At 41.0% G+C, this 19,551-nt stretch carries 2 protein-coding genes; both read left to right on the top strand.

Features of this window, described 5'->3' with window-relative positions; translation table 11 throughout:
- The first annotated feature begins 178 nt into the window (after positions 1-178).
- On the top strand, positions 179-9,958 hold the full coding sequence (locus tag Q7674_RS12365; protein ID WP_305423879.1) for a T1SS-143 repeat domain-containing protein: 9,780 nt from the start codon (positions 179-181) through the stop codon (positions 9,956-9,958).
- Between the two features lie 382 nt (positions 9,959-10,340).
- Positions 10,341-19,547: a T1SS-143 repeat domain-containing protein gene (locus Q7674_RS12360; RefSeq protein ID WP_305423878.1), complete on the top strand. Its 9,207-nt coding sequence runs from the start codon at positions 10,341-10,343 to the stop codon at positions 19,545-19,547.
- Positions 19,548-19,551 lie beyond the last annotated feature (4 nt).

The raw sequence follows: 19,551 nt of genomic DNA, 5'->3' as shown, positions 1-19,551 counted from the left end.
CTAGGTAATTATGTAGGCAACATCACAGAAAAAAGCTATTGATAAAATTGTTTTGTAAAAATTATGTTTTTGAAATGTTTTTAAAATTACTATAAACACTTATATCAATAGAATATTTGAGATACAAAACAGTCTCTTACTGCTAACTCTAGAATAAGAATAAAGAAAAGGGCCAAGGATGAAGCCAATCATGTACATTGTTGTTGAAGGCATTATCTGGAAAATTACAGATAAAGGTGAATGGGTTCAGATACCAGCTTCAGAAGTTATAGACCAGTCGATTCCATTCATTGAAGAAAGAGCCAACATCAATGACATTCTAAAAACAAAAGCCAACCAAGATGACGCCCCTGTTATCGAGAGCTCTACATATCGTACTCAGTTTTTTCTTGATGCCAATGTTGACCAAGACCCCATATCCAGTAATAGCGCTTCTTTTATTGCCCAGATAAAGGCAACCTTAGCTGAAACTCTCCCAAGTGCTGGATTTAGTACCCGATCAACAACAACCACAGAAAATACCCTAAATACATCTATCGCTGATGCTATACCCTCTCTACGTGCTTCAGCAGCATTAACAGCTTCGATTATTGATGGTAACGACGGTTATAAAAGTCGATTTGAAACACCAGCAGCAACGCTATTAGGTAACGCTATTGATATTGAAGACGGTAGAATTGTTATCGTCAATGTGACGGATATTAATGGCAAAGTATTCACAGCCTCAGCGATAGTACAAAATCAAAAATGGGTGATAATAAATCAAGACTTAAGTGAGCTTGCTGAAGGTGAGCTTTCTATTCATGCCTCTGTCACTGACTTCTACGGCAATATTGTCGATGCCAAAGACACAACAATCAAAGATACATTTGCTGAAATAAACGCAAAAATTGACGGCAAAAGTGATACTTACTTAAACCTATCTGAAATTACAAATAGTGATTTATTAGGTGAGATAAATTTTGTTGAAAGTGATCAGCCAATATCAATCACTATCACCGACAGCCAAGGTAAAACACTACGTTTTGAAACCATCAATGATGGTGCTGCTTGGCAAATTAATGATGCTGATCTTTCTTCTCTTGCTGAAGGTGAACTCACTGTTCTAGCAGAAACCGTCGATATTGCTGGTAATCCTGCTTCAGCCACCAGTACTATTATAAAAGATACATTAGCCACCATTACGGCGAATTTTGAAGGCAACAGTGATCGCTTTCTCAATCAAGCCGAAGCATCAAGAACTCAGCTGTTTGGCAGTATCACGAATATTGAAGATGGACAAACTGTAACTATTACCGTCACTGACAGCCAAGGCTTAGAGAAAACCTTTGAAAGTACTATCAACGCAGGTAAATGGGCAGTTAACAATGCCAACTTAACCGACTTGGCAGAAGGTGAGCTTACCGTTCTGGCTGAAACTAGCGATATTGCTGGCAACCCAGCTTCTGCTACCAACACTATCATCAAAGATACTATGGCAAATATTACAACCCGCTTTGATGGTAAAGGCGATGAATATCTCAACATCGTTGAAACGCCCATAACCGATTTATTTGGCACTGTTGAAAATATAGCAGACGGGCAAACCGTAACTATTACCATCGCAGATAGCAGCGGTGCTGAGAAAATTTACACTACCACGGTAAATAACGGTCAATGGACTGTGAATGACGCGGATCTAACAACGCTCGCTGAAGGTCAACTCACCGTTACGACCACAGCTAACGATATTGCAGGCAATACAACATCGGCCACTGATACCATTACCAAAGATACCCTTGCTGAAATTACAGCGAACTTTGAAGCTAATGGTGATAGCTTTTTAAATAAATCCGAAATCGACGCTAAAACCACCCTGTTTGGTGATGTTGATTTTGTTGAAGATAATCAACCAGTCACAGTAAAAGTAACAGATAACAATGGTAAAACTATCACCCTTACCACTTCAGTTATCAATGGCTCATGGCAAATTGATGATATTGATTTATCTGCGCTTGCTGAGGGCGAGTTAACCGTTACTGCTGAAGTTATTGATATTGCGGGCAACACCAAAGAAACAAGCAATACCATCATCAAAGATACATCAGTACTCACCATTGATATTGATACAGACAGTTACCAACCAGGTGGCTTAAATGTTTCGGCATTAAAAAATGGTCAAGTACCTTACCTACAAGGTTCAACAACGGGTACCCAAGCTGGCGATAAGATAACAGTTACCTTTAGTGACGGAGTAGATACTATATCTCTGACAACATCAGTAGATAGCTCAGGTAATTGGCGTATAGAATACATTGAATTGTCTCAATTAGATCCACAGCAAACCTGGCAGATGATCGCCACAGTTACAGACGCTGCAGGTAATACTGCTAGTGACGATATGCCCACATTCGCGAGCTCAAGCGATATGACTTTCTCTGAAAAAGAGCTAGAAACGGAATCTTCAATTGAATCAAGCTCAACGATTAATATTGAGTTCGCCGAATTTACTTTTAACGCAGCGCAGTGCGCTTTAGAGCAGTTAACTTCTAATGGTAAAGACGTTACCGTTACTATTTCTGCTGATGGTTTAACGCTAACTGTACAAACAGCCACCACAACAGTACTCACTGCAGTTATTGACCCTAGCACTCAAACAGTAAAAACAACATTAAGTGCTGCAATTGATCACTCCCCAAGCAACCCTAATACTGAAACATTGATCTTCATTAACGGTATTCAAACGGATAATGATGGTACAAGTGAAATTGTCATCGTGCCAATCGAGATCAATATTCAAGATGCCGCACCTGAGGTTGTCGATGATACAAGTGAAGTTATTGAAGGCGATATTGTTACAGGTAATGTACTAACCAATGATGTGGATGCTTCTCTTTTCGTTAAAAGTATCACCATTAATGGAGAGACAAAGGCACTGAATAACACATCGGTTACCTTTGAGCTTCCTGAAGGAAAGTTCACCATAAATAGTGATGGCGAATGGACATTTACCGCCAATCGCAATCTTAGTCATAGCCAAGGTGATATAAACCTTGTTATTGATTACGTTGCTTCAGATAAAGATCAATACGAGAAAAATGCAAGCCTTACGGTTTCAATCAAAGATGGTCTTGCCAATGTCATACTCGATGGAAATACACAGGCGGTTGAAAGTGTAATTACCACAGGAAGCGCTACCTACAAGGGTGAGTTTACTGTACAGGCTGGATCAGATAATCCTGATCCAAGTGGCCTAACATTCAATCCCCAGACAATAACGGCGCTTGAAGCTCTAAATTTATATTCAGGTATTTCAACATCACCGCTTAGTTACACCGTCAGCTCCGATGGTAAAACAATCACCGCTAAAGCGGGTAGCGACACTATTTTTACCTTGAGTTTATCGGCAACCGCTTCAGGCGATAACGCGACGGGTACTGTCACCCTTGTACAACACTTTCCTCTCAATCAACAAGGTTTAGCTGATGCTATCACCCTATCTCTGTTTATTGATGCAATTGACAGTGATGGTACCGCTACCCCAACAGGGAAATTTGATTGGGTTATCGAAGATGGCGCGAATCCAGTATTAGCCGCATCTGGGCAATTAGAGTTTAAAGAAACGGATCTATCCAATCCGTCAAATCAACCCAATCAATCATTGCAACAAACAGGCACGATCACCGTCACCATTGGCAGTGATGGTTTAAATGGCACTACAGAGCAAAGTCCGCTGTATTTTGATTTAAGCCAACTACCAACTGGTTTAACCAGTGGTGGAGAGACGATTTCTTATGTGATCTCTGATGATAATCAAACCATTGAAGCATGGACAAGCTCAGGTAAAGTCTTTGAAATAAGCTTATCTTCTCGCCCAGATGCAGAAGCGAACTCAACCGTTGACTATGTTTTTACCCTGCATCAGGCACTGGATCAAACCAACGTAAATGATGAATTAATTATTTCTATTCCGGTCTTTATTAAAGATAACGACGGAGATATTAACCAAACTGCTATCGATGTTGTCATTGTTGATGGTAGTGCCCCTGTTATTAATACAACGCCAATAGAAATATCAGAAACGCCGATTAGTGCTTCTTCACCAGCAGGTAGTTCAAACCAAGCAGACGCCACAATCACAGTAACCGCAGGGCAAGATCCTATCGTCGATTTAAATCTTGTTTTATCGGGTACGGTGAAAAGCAGTGATGGCAATAACATCACCTACCAAGGACAAGTATTAACTTGGCAATTTGATGGCAGTAACACCTATAACGCATCATTACCTGATGGCACAGTGATCTTTTCTGTCCATTTATCAAATATTGGTGCAGTTCCATCGGGTAGTGCAGCAAATGCAACAATCACAGTGACGCTTAATGAGTCTATCGACCATACCAATAGTAACGATACCGAACTTAATTTATTACTGCCCGTTGAAGCGAAAGACAGTGATGGCAGCTCGAGCACATCAAATGTAACGGTGAGTATTTTAGATGGCTTAGTGCCTAGTATTACCGCCAACAGCAACCTTAACGTTCACGAAAATGACTTACTGGATGATAATTTAGCCGCTGATGCGTCAACCACTTCAGCACCAACACTCAGCTTTAACCAAAGCAGTGATGAGCTTGCTTCAGTGCATCTAGATATTGCGCAGTTCAATAGTCAAAACTATACCAGTGGTGGTGAAAACATCACACTTAGCGCAGCAGATACGAACGGTTGGTATAACGCAACGGCAAACGGTAATAATATTTTCCGTATTAAAGTCAATCTAGATGGTACCGTGCAATTTGATCTTTTCGAAGCAATCGATCGCCCGTCATCATCAAGTCAAGGCGTGCTTAATTTAGAGTTTGGCGCCATTGCCACAGACAGAGACAGTGATAAATCAGCCACTACACCATTTGAAGTAACAGTTACTGACGATATCCCTGCTGCTGGTAGTGATGAAGAGCTTGCTGTTGTTGAAGGTGTTGATAAGACACTACGCCTATTATCTAGAGACGTTACTGGTGCTGATGGTGGTGAGGTCGTCAGTATCAACTATCGTGGCAAAGAATACCCAGCAGACGGTAACCCAATTGATTTAATTAATACTCAAACCGACCCACACACTAAATATGGAACCATTACAGTCAATGCTGATGGTACTGTTGTTATTAACACCATTGCAACGGATGAAAGTAGTGGCGAGATCAGTGATGAGTTCAGCTACACCATTAAAGACAGCGATGGTGACACTGCGGTAAGAACCAAGAAACTATCATTTTCAGATGATCCTGGTCGTATTGAGGTTAATGCAGAGCAGATCCTTGAAGACAGCATAAGTAACCCACTCACTATTCAAGTATTCCTTGGCGACATTGACCAGAATGAATCGCTTAGCACTATCACAATCAGTGAAAGCTCATTAGCGGGTGGACAGCTGTATTTAGATTACCATTTGCTAACGGCAACAAATGGCGTAATTACCCTTAGCGATTTTATTAGTGAAGGTGATTTCTTCAAGCCAAACGGTGAGCTGACGTATAAACCTGCATCTGATACTGCGGTTAATCAACAAGATATGGTTGTACTTGAAATAACAGCGACGATATCAACGAATAACCAAGATAAAACACTCACCAAAGATCTCACTATCAAGGTGTTGCCTGATGCTGACGCTGCGATTTGGGACGAGGCTAAAGATTATGAATACACCGCAGTTGAAGATGATAGTAATGGCATTCAACTAAATGTTGCAGCAGATCTACAAGACACCGATGGTTCAGAAACCCTTAAATACCGTATTTCAGGGATCCCAGACGGCATTACACTCAAACTGAGTAACACCATAATTAGCGACGGTGAAATCATTTCTGCTAATCAAATCAATGATGTGAAGATATTTTCTGATAAACACTCAGCAGGCACATTTACCTTTACCATTACTGCAATCACTACCGAAAAAGCTAATGAATTTATTGATAAAACGAACGATCAAACAGAAGAATCGCAACGTCTTATCACAGTAAATATTATTCCTGAAGCTGATGAGCCAAAACTCTCGGTTAAAAACCTTAAAGGTCATGAAGATCAGCCTATTGATCTAAGTAAGGCCATTATTGGTAAATTAGCCGATAACGATGGTTCAGAAAGCCTAAGTTACCGAATTAAAGTGCAAAATGGTTGGTCAATTAAAGGTGGCGATGCGGTAGAAGAGCCTGCCGGTTCTGGCATCTATATTGTGAGTGCAGAGTATATTGAAAATGGTCAAGCACAGCTTCATCCAAAAGCTGATATCAGTTCACACACTGAAAAACTCACGATTGAAGTAACTGCTATATCTACTGAAGCCGCTATTAACGGGCTCTACCCTACCAGTTCAGAGAGTGCGACCAAGACTATTTCTATTAACTTAAAAGGCACCATTGACCGCCCAGATATTACAGACGGCGGCAATGGACATTGGCAATACATTGCCAGCAGTACAGATAACACCACTGGGGTTAAAGGCACTATTAAAGGCATTAATGGTTTTTATGAAGATCAGCCACTACCGCTCGATTTTTTAATTACCACCAGTGATAACGATAAATCAGAAGAGATAACCATCTTAATCACCAACTTGCCTGATGGTGTGAAATTTATCGATATTAATGGTAATCCTTTAAACCTTGAAATTGTCGGTAAGGACGCTTCAACGGGGTTGATCTATCGGATCACATCCGATCAATTAACATCGACTTATTTATCCACACCTAAAGACATAAGTGGCAACTTAACATTTGATGTTAATGTAATTTCTACCGAGCCTGACGGTGCGAGTGGTGAATTTAACTACAAGGTAGATATTGAAGTGTTACCCGTTGTTGATGAGCAAGATGGTGCTTTATTGCAAAGCACAGGTTTTGAAGATCAACATATCTCATTCTTAGTTGAGCCGACCATCAACAAAGATAGCGACAACAGTGAAAAGCTGACAGGTTATAAAATCACTAATGTACCTGATGGGTTAACCCTATTTATTGATAATGTAGAAGTTGTTATTCCTGTTAATGGGCTCGATCTTGCTAACTATAAAGGCAACCAATCATGGACTGAATTTATTAACAGTGGTCGCGTGACAATTCTTGCTGATGAAGATCTCAGTGGCATTTTTGATATCGCTATTAGTTATGAAGTAACGGATACATCAACTTCCGGACAAACAGCAAGTAAAAACATCAATGCAACTATCCAAGTTGATGTTGCTGGGGTCGTTGAAACCGATACACGCTTAGAATCTACAACAGATCTACTAAGTAGTACCGATGGTAGCCCTATTAATTTAACCAATGCGGTTCACTTTATTGATGAAGATCTGGATGGCTCAGAGTACCTAGATTACATCGTGATCGAAGTACCTGTTGGCATTAACCTCATCATCGATCATCCTAACGGTGCCAATATTGACGGTAGCGGTAATTGGATTATTCCAGCTACAGGCCTCACCAGCGATAGCATTAAAGAAGCGATGCAAGATCTCTTAGCTGGAGCAACCGTGAGCGCTAGCTTTAATACAGAAGTGATTGATCTTGTGGTTAAAGCCCGTGTGGTTGACGGCAACGATTCTCGCTTTTTAAAAACTCCTGTTCAGATCCAGATCACAGGTAAAACGGGAGGCGGAGGCTCATGTCCTCCGACCGAAGCGCCAGATAAAATTCAAGGTGATGTGATTATTGCTAAAGAAGGCGAAGATATTAATTTATCAGGTCTACTAAATGGCGATATTGATAATAACCCAGAAATCGCCCTCTCCTTTTTTATTGACGTTAATGATTTACCTGACAATGTTGAAATTACAGGTGTTGGTATCATTACCGAATATAACGATGCGGGTGAAATTATTGGCTACACCATCACAGAAAATGGTCTTTCCAATATGACATTCATTGGATTAAATGAAGCTTGGGCTGGATCTTTAGATATTCCGATCACTATCACTCAAACATCGACCTGTAATGGTACAAAATCAACCACCACACAACACATCAAAATTGACGTTGTTCCGGTCGTTGATGACATCATTACAACAACAAATATCACGAGTGTTTTGGAAGATACCGCAACCGCAATTAACTTAACGGTGCTGTTAGGTGATAGCGTAAGTAACGGACAAACCATCACGGGTGAAGGTACTTCTGCGACAGGTAAAGAAACCACCAACTGGATGACAATCACCTTAGAACCTGGTGGTGAATTAATTGGCGATTCAGCGATAGTGACCCAGAATCCCGATGATAGTTGGCAAGTACTGGATCCAAGTCGCTTAGACGAATTGCTTTTAAAGCCACCTCATAACTACAGCGGCGATTTAACTATCAAAGTTGAAACCAACATCACAGATCAATCTGATTCATCATCGCAAACGGATACTCAGACCAAAACCTCTTCTGTAATTATTAACGTTGAGCCTGTGACTGATATCGCCACCATGCCGGATACCATCACCGAACAAGGTGATGAAGATGGCTACATTCATATCGTTGGACTAGGAGCCATCTTATACGATGATGATGGCTCTGAAACTATTTCACTGAATCTATCCGGTGTTCCTGATGGTGCAGTGATGTTCTATTCACCCGACGGTGGCACTACCTTTATCCAATTACCGAATACCGGAAAATCATGGAGCTTTGATATTGCGCAAGCCGATAGTATCTATATTCGTCCACCAACAGATTTCAGTGGTGATATCACATTGAAGTTGGATGCGATCACTAACGAAATAGGTACAACGGAAATAATAACATCAACCTCTGAGGTTGTTATTGGCGTCAATCCTATTGGTGACGATATTCAATTTGTTGGTGTGCCAGAGAGCCTATCGGGCGATGAAGGTAAAAGCTTCACGATTCCAGTCGATATTGAGAGTTCCGAAACCAATAGTAATGAAACATTATTATTAGAAGTGATCTTTAGTGCGGCTGACCAAACTCAATTAGCAGGCTTAGATAAAATTCAAATCGGTGATCAAGAGATAAGTATCATTAAAAATGGTGATATATGGCTTGCGACTGCAATAGTAAATAGCAGTACCTTAGACCAATTAACCCTATTTAGCGGTGATGCTTTTGGTGACATTAATATCACACTCAAAGCCAGCAGTATTGATACCGACACTATCTTAGGCTCAGAAACTACGCATTATGGTCAACCTGTTGAAAAGAATATCTGTTTGACTCTGGAGCCTATGCCCGATGCGCCAGAGCTTAATCTTGAGTACAACAGCGTTATAGCTAAAACCGAAACGACGATTGCGCTAAACCTTGAGCTATCAATGTTTAATCCTGCGCCTAATGAGCAAGGCAGTATAATTATCACAGGTTACCCTAGTGATTACGTATTCTCAGCAGGTCAAGTGAAAGGAGATGGTTGGGAAGTTGCATTTGACGATATTGCCGATCTGACGATGACAGCCAATAGCGAGCAAGATTTCTCTCTTTCTATTGAGCCAATTTCAACTATCGATGGACAAACGGCTACGGGGATTACGCAAACCATCGACGTTAGCATCACTGATAAAAATGATAATTCGCTTATCGGCACTGCAAATGATGATGTGATCATTGGTACTGCCAATAACGATAACATGACGGGCGGTGGCGGCAATGATCGCTTTGTATTCAAAGCAGAAGATCAAGGAACAAGCTCTGATCCGGCACAAGATACCATTGTAGATTTCGATGTCACAGCTAATAGCGACAATATCGATTTACGCGCGATTTTAAACAATGTTACAGATGGAATATCTGCTGATAACTATATTGATATCACTGAAAATGATGGTTCTGTGACATTACATATAAAAGATAACGGCGAGGATGTTACCCAAGCGATAACGTTAGAAAACGTAAACAAAGATGCGCTTTATGGCGCTGACACAAGCTTTGCAACGGAAGCAGAGATCCTACAAAAAATGATATATGATAATAATTTACTCGCTGGATAATGACTCTCTTTAGGCATCCGACGCTATCAACTTAAGACGTTGAAACTAACTCACCTTGCGTACTGCTATTAGCCCAATAGTAGTACGCAACTTTTGAAACATATCTTTAAGTAGCTATAGATATAAATATCTAAATCCTACTGATTGTTAATAATATTTTTAGTTATAACCACAATTTTAGTGGTCATAATTCACTCATTTTTATTAACAATTATGTAACCCGCATCACAGAAAATAATGTCCGCACCGTAGGTTTTGTAAAAATAATGTTTTTCGATCCTTTTGCTCTCTAATATTAATTATTGTTGCGAGATTGTGCATTGGATTTAACAAACACTCGCCACACTTTTCCACAATAAATAATAAAACGCAGGGGCCAAGGATGAAGCCAGTAATGTATGTAGTTGTTGAAGGCGTTATCTGGAAAATAACAGCAAATGGTGAGTGGGTTCTGGTTCCTTCATCAGAAGTTATCGATGATTCCATTCCTTTCATCTCCGAAAATGTACAAGTCAGTGATATTATAAATACCCCTGATAACGAAGATGATATTGTTACATTAAAACAATCTGACACAGCCCCTCGTCACTCGCAAAACACCTCAGAATCGAATGTTAATTCAAGTGATGGCGTTTCCTTTATTACCCGAATCAAATCAACACTGGCTGAAACCCTACCTGAAGCAGGATTCACCACACGCCCAACGACGTCACAAGACCCAAACCAACGTGATGAAATTGGCGATAATATTTTACCACTTAGGAACTCTGCCGCTTTAACTGTCACCATTGTTGATGGTGGCGACGGCTATGAAAACCGTTTTGAAGTCCCTACCGTTGATCTCTTCGGTGATGCCATTGATGTTGAAAATGGACGTATTGTTGTTGTAACTATTACTGATATAAATGGCAAAGTATTTACTACAAGTGCTGTCGTTAAAGATCAGAAATGGGTCATTAACGATCAAGATTTAAGTGAACTCGCTGAAGGTCAGTTAGATGTTTATGCCTCTGTCACTGACTACTATGGCAATTTTGTTGATGCCACAGATGACACTATTAAAGACACGCTCGCTGAAATTACCGCTGAATTTGATGGTAAAGGTGATAACTATCTCAACCAATTTGAAATCGTTGTTAGTGATTTATTAGGTGATATCACCTTTGTTGAAAATAACCAACCCGTGACGATTACCGTCACCGATAGCCAAGGTAAAACCATCATCTTTGAAACGACTAACACTGATGGAACTTGGAACATTAGCGCCACAGATCTGTCCTCGTTAGCCGAAGGTGAACTCTCTATTGTAGCTCAAACAATCGATATAGCTGGCAATCCAGCATCAGCTACCAACACAATAATCAAAGATACCCTTGCCGAGATCACCGCCGCTTTTGATAGTAATAACGATGGAATTGCTGATAATTATCTAAACAGCGTAACGGTAAAAAGTACCAATCTTTTTGGTACTGTTAATCATGTCGAAAATGGGCAAACCGTTACCATTACCGTTTCTGGACAAGGCAATAATAATTTAACGTTTACAACTACTGTGACCAATGGCGGTTGGAATATTGCGAATGTCGACCTTAGTGATTTTAGTGATGGCGATATCACTATCACCGCAGAAACTATGGATATCGCAGGTAACCCAGCGATATCGAGCAATACAATCATTAAAGATACCACGCCGCCAACTATCGATATTGTTACCAGCAATTACAATTTGGGCGGACTGAATATCACCGCACTCAAACTTGGTTATGTCGAGTTTTTAGAAGGTACAACAACGGGCACTCAGGAAGGTGATAAAGTCGAAGTCACTTTCAGTGATGGCATTGAGACAATTGTCTTAACAACTACCGTTGATAGTGCAGGAAATTGGCGTATCGAAGATTTCGATCTAAGCCAACTCAATGTCCAAAAAACATGGGAAATGTCAGCGACGGTTACCGATGCTGCTGGTAATTCGGCGATGGATGACATGCCGACATTAACTCGTCCTGATAGCTCTGTTTTTTACGAAGCAACCTTAGAGTACCAATCATCGTCAGAAGCAACCTCTATTATCAATATCGAGTTTGCCGAATTTACGTTTAATTCCAATCAAAGTTTATTAGAACAACTCACCTCTCACGGTAATCCAATAACTGTAACTGTGTCTTCTGACGGGCTCACACTAACTGCGGTAAGTAATGGCGTTACTGTGTTAACGGCAACTATTCAAACCGCCACTCAAGACATTAAAATTACTTTATTTGAACCTGTCGATGCTGAACCAGGCTCTAATAGCACTCAATCTGCAATATTAATTGACGGCATTCAAACCGATACGGACGGCACCAAAGAAACCGTTGTTGCTCCCGCTTTAATTTATATCCGTGATTCAGAGCCTGATATTTTAGATGACAATAGCTGTGTGATTGAAGGCAATATCACTTCTGGCAACGTGCTCAATAATGACAGTGATCTTGATGCTCCACTCTCAGTTGTTCGCGTTACTGTAAACGGTGAAAGCAAGATCCTCACCAGTGGTTCGGCAACATTTGAACTACCTGAAGGTAGTTTAACCATTCAACAAAATGGTCACTGGATTTTTACTGCCAATCGTAATCTCGACCATAGCTCAGGTGATATTAACTTAGTGGTTAGCTATATCGCAGGCGATAAAGATTATGACTATGGCAATGCCGATCTCACCATTACCATCAAAGATGGCGAAGCAAATACCATCATCAATAACAGTGATAGTAATGTTGAAGGGCTAATTTCTAATCCTACAGATACCTTTACAGGTGACTTTACCATTAAAGCCGGTTCAGATAATCCGGATCCTAATAGCATCACATTTAACGCCCAAACCATTGCTACTTTAAGTGCTTTAAATCTAACATCAGGTATTTCAGTTAAATATCTTGAATACACATTAAGTAGCGATGGAAAAACCATTACAGCAACCTCTGGCGGAGAAACCATCTTCACCTTAACCCTGACAGGTGCTACCGATGTTGATGATGTAACAGGGACTGTAACCTTGGTTCAACATCGTCCGTTAAATCACACTAATGCCAGTGATGTCATCAAATTACCACTGCTCATTGATGCAACCGATCTTGATGGGACTAAAACCCCAACAGGACAATTTGATTGGTATATCCAAGATGGCGCTGATCCTGAATTAATCGTAAATCAAGAGCTGGCATTTGATGAAGCCAACCTATCAGACAAGCCAATTTCAAAAACAGGCACTATTGATGTTGTTGTAGGCAGTGATGGCTTAGATGGTCTTTCCCCTCTCAGCCCGTTGTACTTTGATCAAACCCAGTTACCATCAGGATTAACCAGCGGCGGCGATATCATTACTTACACCTTTACTGGCACAGGTCAAATGATTGAAGCATGGGTCAATGGTGAAAAAGTTTTTGATATTGCCATTACACAAAAGCCAGATGCTGAAGGTAACTCGACGGTCGAGTACACCTTCAACCTGTATCAATCTATCGACCAAACCGATCAGAGTGGCATTGAAACCATTACCATTCCAGTCTTTATTCGCGATAACGATGGCGACGTTAACCAAGCCAATATCACTGTCACTATTACCGATGGTGACACGCCAGTCATTACTGACACCACATTAGAAATTACCGAAAACCCAATTGCTGTAGCACCAGATGCGCCACCAGCAGGCACCACAGAAACAGCAAGCTCAACAATTTCTGTTACCGCTGGGCAAGATCCTATTGTTGATTTGCAACTGGCTTTAGCTGGCGCAGTTAAAACTAGCGATGGTGATGCAATCACTCATAACGGCGAAGCGCTGACATGGAAGTTCGATGGCAGTAATAACTATGATGCGATTTTAGCTGACGGTACGGTGATCTTTTCCATCAACCTTTCCGACATTGGCACTATCGCTGCTGGTGGCAGTGCAGATGCAACTATTACCATTGTACTGAATGACTTTATCGATCACCTTAATGGCAAAGACACCAAACTAGATATCACTCTTCCTGTTCAAGCGACTGATAGTGATGGCAGTATCGGCACCTCTAATGTAACGGTCACGATTTGGGATGGTTTGAAGCCAGAAATCATCGTTAATGGCAACTTAAATGTTCAAGAAAATGATTTACTGGATGATGGTATAGACAGTGATGCCTCTGATACAGCAACACCAACACTAAGCTTTAATACAGGCAGTGATGATGTGGTATCCGTCACCTTAGATACCGCCCCATTTAACAGTAAAAATTACACCAGTGCAGACGATAAAATCACCCTTGGCACACCTAACGCTGATGGCTGGTATATCGCTACCGCTGCGGGTAAAGAAGTATTCCAAATAAAAGTTAATCTTGATGGTACGGTGCAATTTGATCTGTTTGCGCCAATTGACCACCCAGATGCCACATCGCAAGATACGCTCATATTCGAGTTTGGTGCAATTCTTACTGACAGTGATGGAGACACCTCATCTACCGCTATATTCGACGTTAATGTAACCGATGATATTCCTCTATCGGGTGATGATGGCACCCTAACCTTAGTCGAAGGACAAAAACAAACCTTACAACTACTGACTGACACCATAACAGGTGCTGACGGTGGTGAAATTGTCAGCTTTGTTTACAACGGTGCCACTTACACTGTGGACGGTAAGCCGATTGATTTGATCAATACATCAGTTACGCCTTCGAAGAAATACGGCACCATGACAGTACATGCAGATGGCACGGTTGAAATTACCACTTTCGCTACCACAGAACTTGATGGGCAAATTGTTGATAACCTCACATACACAGTCAAAGATGGTGACAGTGATACCGCTGATCGCACAGCAAAGCTGGTCTTAGGCGATAACCCAGGTCACATCAAAGTAGAGCTAATGGAAGTGCTGGAAGATACACGTACTGCACCACTTTCAATTAAAGTATTCCCTGGTGATGAAGATCAGAATGAAACTCTTACCAGCATCACCATCAGTGAAAGCTCGCTAGCTGGTGGGCAGCTTTACCTTAATGGCACATTACTCACTGCAGTCGGCGGTGTAATCACAATTACTGATTTTATGAAAGATGGTAATTTCTATTCACCAAACGGTGAACTTACCTATCAACCAGCCCCTGATGCAGCGATCAATCAGCAAGGTATGGTAAACCTTGAAATTACCGCGACTATTTCAAGAGACTCAGGAACAACTGATTTAAATAAAGATCTGCCTATTAAGGTATATCCAAACGCTGATGCACCTGTTTGGGATGAAACAAAAGACTACGAATACACTGGTGTTGAGGATGATAACGGCAGTATTAAACTCGATATTGCCGCAAACCTCACCGATACGGATAATTCAGAAAGCCTTAAATATCGCATATCAGGTATTCCAGATGGCATTACATTGAAACTCAATGGCAATGTCGTCAAAGACGGCGATGTTTTAAATCAAAACCAACTAAATAAAGTCACTGTCGTTTCAGATAAAAACCTTGCAGGTAAATTTGAATTTACCGTAACCGCTATTGCGACGGAAAAAGGTAATCAGTTCATTGATAAAAATGAACATAAAACCGAAGAAACACCCCATCAAATTATCGTTAATATCAATCCAGATGCCGATACACCGACGCTATCGGTGAAGAACATTAAAGGTATTGAAGATCAACCGATTAACTTAAGCCAAGTACTTATCGGCAAGCTTACCGATACCGATGGTTCAGAAAGTTTAAGCTATCACATCAAAGTGCAAGATGGTTGGTCTATTCAAGGCGGTGGGGCTGTTGAGCAACCAGCTGGTTCTGGGATTTACATTATTAGTGCTGAAGCTATTGAAAGTGGTGAAGCACTACTTTATCCAAAAGAAGATATAAGCTCGTGGACAGAAACACTGACCATTGAAGTAACAGCTGTATCAACCGAAACCTCCGTTGATGGACTTGATCCCGTTAATGTCAACGCGGTAAGTGATACCAAAACCATTACCATTGATTTAACAGGTGTAATTGATCGTCCTAATGTTGCTGATAGTGGCAATGGTCATTGGGAATATGTTGCTGTTAGCACAGATAATTCCACTGGCTTTAAAGGCACAATCAAAGGTACATCAGGCTTTAACGAAGATAGCCCATTACCGTTAGATTTCATGATCACTACCAGCGATGATGACAAATCGGAAGAGATCACCATTATGATCACCAACCTTCCAGACGGAGTCATTTTTGTTGATAGCAGCGGTAATCCGATCACATTAGAGATCGTAGGTGAAAGCGCATCGACAGGTGTGATCTACCAGATCACCAACGATCAACTTAAAGCCACTTTCTTACAAACAACTAAAGACTTCAGTAGCCAACTTAACTTTGATGTTAACGTGGTATCGACTGAGCCTGATGGAGACAGTGGCGAATTCAATTACAAAGTAGAAATTGATGTACTGCCAGTGGTTGATGAAAAAGACGGCGCAGTACTCGAAACCATAGGTACTGAAGATAAACATGCAAGTTTCTTAGTTGAGCCTGAGATCAATAAAGATATTGATCACAGTGAGAGTTTAACAGGCTATAAGATCACCGGATTACCTGCTGGATTAACACTCTTTATTGATGGTGCTGCAGTGTCTGTACCTGCTGGTGGATTAGATCTGGCGAGCTATAAAGGCGCTGAGTCATGGGCAGAATTCATTAACGGTGGTCGTGTTACTGTACTTGCTGATGAAGATTTAAGTGGCTTATTTACTATTTCAATCAGCTACGAAGTCACTGACACCTCACCAACAGGACAAACTTCAGCAAAAGATATTAACGCAACCATTCAGCTTGATGTCGCAGGTATTGTCGAAAACGACACCCGTTTAGAATCAACATCAGAAGTTCTCACCAGCACTGATGCCAGCCCTATTGATTTAACTAATGCAGTTCACTTTATTGATGAAGATCTCGATGGCTCTGAATATCTTGATTACATAATTATCGTTATTCCTGATGGTATTAACTTAATCGTTGAACACCCAAATGGCGCTTCCATTGACGGTAGTGGTAACTGGTTGATTCCAGCAACAGGCTTAACTAGCGATACCGTCAAAGAAGCGATGAAAGATATCTTAGCTGGGGCAACCATTAGCTCTAGCTTTAATACTGACATTATTGATTTACGTGTGATTGCCCACGTCATTGATGATGAGAACTCACGCTACATTGAAGCCCCTCTTCAAATCCAAATTACGGGTCACAGTGGCGGTGGTTCATGTCTACCAATTGACGATCCTGACAATATCCAAAGTGGCGATATTATTGCTAAAGAAGGTGAAGATATTGATTTATCAGGGCTGCTGGATGGCAACATTGATGATAATCCTGAAATCGAACTATCTTTCTTTATCAGCGTAAAAGACTTACCCGAAGGTGTGGAAATTGAAGGCGATGGCGTTATCCCTGAATACAATGCCATCGGTGAAATTCTTGGCTATACCATTACACCAAGCGGCTTAGAGAATATGGTCTTTGTTGGGTTAGATGAAGACTGGGCTGGATGTCTAACTTTTCCTATTGAGATCACCCAAACGTCTACTTGTAATGGTCAAACATCAACAACAAGCCAAGAGATTAAAATTGAAGTCGTGCCTGTTGTTGATGACATCATTGTTAATGCCGGACAAACCACGATTCAGGAAGATACCGAATCTGCTATCAACCTTGAGTTAGTGCTGGGTGATAATATTTTCGCAGGCCAAACCATCAGTGGCGAAGGTGAATCAGCAACAGGTAAAGAAACCATTAACTGGCTTAAAATTACTTTATCTGCTGATGCAAAACTTTATGGTGATGCTTCAATCATACAAGACAACAATGATGGTAGCTGGACAATTAAAGATCCAACTCGTTTAGGTGAAGTGACCCTAGTGCCACCTCTTAACTTTAGTGGTGAATTAACAATTAATGTTGAAGCAAATATCACCGATGAAGCCGATTGCCCAACCCAAACCGATACCCAAACTAAAACCGCATCGGTGGTCATCGACGTTGCACCTGTAACTGATTACGCCAAAATGCCAGATAAAATCGAAGTCCTCGGTGATGAAGATAGCTATATTCACATTACTGGACTCGATGCGATTTTATTTGATGATGATGGTTCAGAAAGCATTTCGCTAAATATTTCAGGTCTTCCTAATGGGGCTGTACTGTTCTTTTCACCGGATGGTGGCAATAACTTTATTCAGCTACCCAATAACGGCCAGTCATGGAATTTTGAACCAAGCTTGATGGATAAAATTTATATCCGTCCACCACTGGATTTTAGTGGTGATATGAAGCTCAAACTAGAAGCCATCACTAATGAAATTGGCACCAACGACATTAAAACATCCACTACAGATCTGATTGTTGGTGTGAAACCCATTGGCGATGATGTGCAGTTCTTCGATGTGCCTGAAACGCTTGCTGGGACTGAAGGCGATAGTTTCACTATTCCAGTGAATTTAGAAAGCTACGAAACAAACAGTGATGAATCGTTACGTTTAACCGTTAACATCAGTGCCGCCGATCCGGCTCAATTGCAAGGATTAGATAAAATCGTTATTGGCGGGCAAGAAATTACCTTTGCTCAAAAAGGCGATCATTGGTTTGCCACTGTGGTTATCAATGCCAGCACGTTAGATCAGTTTGAGCTCTACCCTGGCGATGCTTATGGCGAAATGACAATCACCTTAGAAGCCAACACCATTGATTCAAATACAGTATTAGGCACTGACTACACTGATGATGGCGTTATTGCTACCGAAGAGATCAAACTGACCATTGATGCTGTGCCTGATGAGCCTGAATTAACGGCGCAATACACCAGCATTATTGCCGAAACGGATTCAGCGATAGCCTTAAATATTGATTTCATCATGCAAAACCCAGCCCCTAATGAGAAAGGCACTATCATGATCACAGGCTTTCCAAGTGATTATGTTTTCTCTGCAGGTAAAGCAAAAGATGGTGGTTGGGAAGTCGAACTTGCTGATATTGCCAACCTCACTATGACGGGCAACAGCGCACAGGACTTTACCTTAACAATTGAGCCAAATGCCAGCATCGGCAACCAAACCGCAACGGGAACAACGCAAACCATCGATTTCAAAATCTTAGAGGCTAGTGACAATACTCTAGTAGGTACAGCCAATGACGATTTGATTCTCGGTGGAGAAGGCAACGATGAAATTATTGGAGGTAAAGGTGACGATATAATGTCAGGTGATGCGGGCAGTGACAGTTTCGTCTTTAAATCGGAAGATCTCGGTACAAGCGCTACACCAGCACAAGATACTATTTTAGATTTTGATACCACAAAAGATAGCGACAACATCGACTTAAGCGCTATTTTATCAAATGTAACTGATGGTATTTCAGCCGATAACTATATTGATATTACTGAAAATAACGGTTCCGTCACATTACATGTTAAAGATAATGGTGCAGATGTTACACAAGAGATAACGTTAGACACTGTAAGTAAAGATGTGCTTTATGGCGCTGACGCAAGCTCTGCAACGGAAGCAGAGATCCTACAAAAAATGATAGATGATAATAATCTAATTTCTGGCTAGGGAT

The organism is Photobacterium leiognathi (assembly GCF_030685535.1).
Lineage (GTDB): Bacteria > Pseudomonadota > Gammaproteobacteria > Enterobacterales > Vibrionaceae > Photobacterium > Photobacterium leiognathi.
This window is presented reverse-complemented; position numbering and strand designations above follow the sequence as displayed.

Coding starts and splice junctions, on each gene's coding strand:
- Q7674_RS12365 (WP_305423879.1), top strand. CDS start 179: ATGAAGCCAATCATGTACATTGTTGTTGAAGGCATTATCTGGAAAATT.
- Q7674_RS12360 (WP_305423878.1), top strand. CDS start 10,341: ATGAAGCCAGTAATGTATGTAGTTGTTGAAGGCGTTATCTGGAAAATA.